The sequence below is a fragment of the Myxacorys chilensis genome, from assembly GCF_059505265.1.
In genome coordinates, this window is sequence record NZ_JCACKG010000199.1 from 1 (window position 1) to 3,337 (window position 3,337).

Consider the following 3,337-nt stretch of genomic DNA (forward strand, 5'->3'; position numbering starts at 1 on the left):
CAGCTGGGAGAGCGCTTGCATGGCATGCAAGAGGTCAGCGGTTCGATCCCGCTTGGCTCCACCATTCTACCGCCCAATCGCTGTTCCCCTTAGGAACATGCCTGTGCGGCCCCACTTTTCCACCAAGCCCTCCTCCTTGCGCTGGTAGCGAGCAGTAATCCAGAGGATGAAGCTTGCCGAGACTTTTAGTCTCACCTGGTAGCCCTCGCCCAAGCGTCTAGGCGCGCTCCAAGACCGCTTGATTACGTATTTTTCCTCTTCCCAAAGCAGCTGTGGCAATACACCAAGTAAAGACGAAGACTTAATTGTTCTCGCGCATACTGATGGTGGACGCGGGGAAAGAAGATGCGGTCACCAGCCGTGATGTGGCGCGATTTTGTTCGCAACGAAGATGGAATTTTCGCAGTAATTTTTGCCCTGATGGCTATCCCGCTGATCGCGATCGGCGGCGCCAGCGTCGACTACGCCATCTGGATGAACGCCATTCACACGGCCCAGGAAGCCGCTGACGCCGCAGCCCTGGCCGCCGCTGCCTCCACTGCCGAGGACCATGACGAGGTTCAAGATGTGGTCGAAGGCGTAGCCGCCCACGCCTTCGAGCGATACCCCGCGGTTGTCGTCGAGCGGGTGAGCTATGATAGCGTCACACGGCGGGTGACCGTCGCCATCGGTGGATCGATCGAGCCCTATTTCGTGCAGCTGGTCGGCGTACAAAGCTTGCCTGTGGTCGCCAACTCGACGGCAGAACGTGCCACGAACGGTCAGTTGGAACTGGCGCTGGTGCTGGATAACACCTATTCGATGTCCGCCTCTGATGGTTCGGGAAGCACCAAGATTCAGGCGCTTAAAAACGCGGCGAACGGGCTCCTGGATGCCATCTGGGATGCGAACAACGAAAGCATCCGTGTAGGCCTGGTGCCCTACGCTGACTACGTCAATGTCGGCGTCGCCAATCGCAGCCAGCCATGGATGAGCGTTGCCGCGGACACCGTCACGACGAAAACCACACCGGGGACACCGCGCACCTGCACGACAGTTACGACCAAAAGGGTATGTACCACTTACCCGAAACAAACGTGTACATACTATGTCGATGGTGTACCGAAGCAGCGCGACTGCACACCGGCTCCAGACAACTGCCGAGACGAGCCTATCACACCAAAAGAAGTCTGTACCGGTCCTACTGACCCCAAGACCACCACCTCTACCACCACGTGGTGGGGCTGCGTGAAGTCGCGGACCGCTCGTAACCTTCGTTTGTCTGATTTGGAACCAGCCACGAAGTACGTGGGCATCATGGCTACAAAGCAGGCCTGCATGAACGCGATCGTACCTCTCACTGACCAGGAAAATTCTATTCGTGCCGGCATCAACTCCATGGTCACGAGCTTGAGCGGTTACGAGCCACTCACCCACAGTCCCTCCGGCATGGTGTGGGGCATAAACGTTTTGTCCGAAACCGCGCCTTTTACTCAGGGCGACGTGTACGATCCGGAAAACCGAGAACCTCGCAAGGCGCTCATCTTGATGACGGATGGCGATAACACATTGCGCTATAACAACGGCAGTCACTCGACGTTGAGCACTGATCCTGCGACCGCCGCAACGCAGAAGGCGGCAACCGACGCCGATACGACGGCGCTCTGCACCTATGCCAAGTCCAAGAAGATCGAAGTTTTCGTGGTCTCTTTTGGTGTGTTGTTGCCGGCCTCCGACACCATGCTGAAGGCCTGCGCCACCGATGACAAGCATTACTTCAGCGCGGTAAATGCGGCTGAACTCAATCGAGCATTTGAAAACATCGCAGACCAGCTGCGTGTTGTCAGGCTCACGCAGTAGAGGCGCTTGGCCGCCGAACCTGCACGTCAACAAACCCCTGCCTTGCGACCAGCAGGTCGACGGCGCCTGACCTGTCAACGCCACCCTGAGCTATGCCGCCTTGGCAGGCTCGCCGAAGTGCTCGAACAACGCCCGGTTTCGGCCGCTCGCTTTGGCACCATAGAGCCGCGCGTCCGCCAGGGAAAAGAGCTGATCATAGGTGGACATCCCGTTGTAGGTCACTCCGCCGATGCTGACCGTAATTGCGCTGTTTCTTGCCGGAGGAGGAAGCGAGAGGTTCCCTATAGCCGTGCGAATGCGCTCTGCGATTGTGGTTGCGTGGTCCGGCGTCGCCCCGGGTAGAAATACTCCGAATTCCTCGCCGCCCACGCGCCCGACAATATCGGCGCCGCGCAAGATGCCCTTGATGGTGCTGGCAATCAGCTTGAGGGCCTCGTCACCCAGTTGATGGCCGAAGCGGTCATTGAGGCTCTTGAAGTGATCGGCGTCGATCACCAGCAACGCGCCGGAGCGCAGATTGGCATGCGTGCGCGACTGCTCGAGATAGGCGTCCACCATCATCGTGAAGGCGCCCCGGTTGAGCACCGCGGTGAGGCTATCCGTAGAGGCGAGCACGGCGAGGTCGCGCTGGGCGATGGCCAATTGCCGTATCTTTGACATCAGCAGATAGAGCAGCGGGCCGGCGAGCACCATGGGCAGGAAGATATCGACTGCAATCGCCCGAACCAGCCGTTCCTCGCTCATGCCAGCGAAGTTGAAGGAATCCACGATCAGCGCCGCAGTTGAGCAGAGGATCGATCCCGCAATGGTCACCGCAATGACCCTGGCCTGGCCCGTCTGAGAAAAATCTGGCATTGCTAATCACTTGTCATGCTGCAGCATCATGCGGCATTCCCGCATGGCGGGAGTGCCACCAGAAGGCGAAGGCCTCCGGCGGAACCGGCCGGGAGATCAGGTAACCCTGGGCCTCATCGCACCCGGCGCTTTGCAGGAAATCATAGGCTTGCTGGGTTTCCACCCCCTCGGCAACCACCCGTAGCCCAAGTTCCTGCGCCATGCTGATCATCCCGCGCACCACGGCGCTATCGGATCCACCCGGCACCAGCGGGCGGATAAAGCTCTGGTCGATCTTGATGACTTCGGCAGGGATATCTTTGAGATAGGCAAAGCTGCTGTAGCCGGTGCCAAAATCGTCGATGGCACATGCCACACCCATTTCGCGGATAGCCGCCAGGTTGGAAAGGATGCGTGCCTGGTTGCGGATGAGGGCGCCTTCCGTGAATTCGATCTCGAGAGTTTGGGGGGATACAGCGTGCCGCCGCAGCGCTTCGGCAAGACGCTCCGGAAAATCCACTTCTTCCAGATTAGCCGGCGACACGTTGACGGAAATCGTGATCGGCAGAGCAGCCTTGTGCCACGCGGCGGCCTGTCTGAGTGCCTCGTCGATCACCCACTGGGTGAGCGGACGGGCCAGTTCGGCGGCTTCCGCCAAGGGGAT

Annotated in this window: 3 protein-coding genes; 1 reads left to right on the forward strand and 2 read right to left on the reverse strand. The window is 59.4% G+C overall.

Annotation, left to right across the window (positions count from 1 at the left end; translation table 11 throughout):
• Positions 1 to 363 precede the first annotated feature (363 nt).
• Complete coding sequence (locus AC5JLB_RS18720) at positions 364 to 1,839, forward strand: TadE/TadG family type IV pilus assembly protein (protein ID WP_495875341.1); 1,476 nt, start codon at positions 364 to 366, stop codon at positions 1,837 to 1,839.
• 90 nt (positions 1,840 to 1,929) lie between these two features.
• Here AC5JLB_RS18720 and AC5JLB_RS18725 read toward each other — a convergent pair whose 3' ends face one another.
• Together AC5JLB_RS18725 and AC5JLB_RS18730 are read right to left on the reverse strand one after the other, a co-directional pair.
• Positions 1,930 to 2,694: a GGDEF domain-containing protein gene (locus AC5JLB_RS18725; protein WP_495875339.1), complete on the reverse strand. Its 765-nt coding sequence runs from the start codon at positions 2,692 to 2,694 to the stop codon at positions 1,930 to 1,932.
• Between the two features lie 13 nt (positions 2,695 to 2,707).
• Positions 2,708 to 3,337, reverse strand: a 630-nt coding sequence (locus AC5JLB_RS18730) for an EAL domain-containing protein (protein WP_495875340.1), incomplete at its 5' end; no start/stop codon positions are given.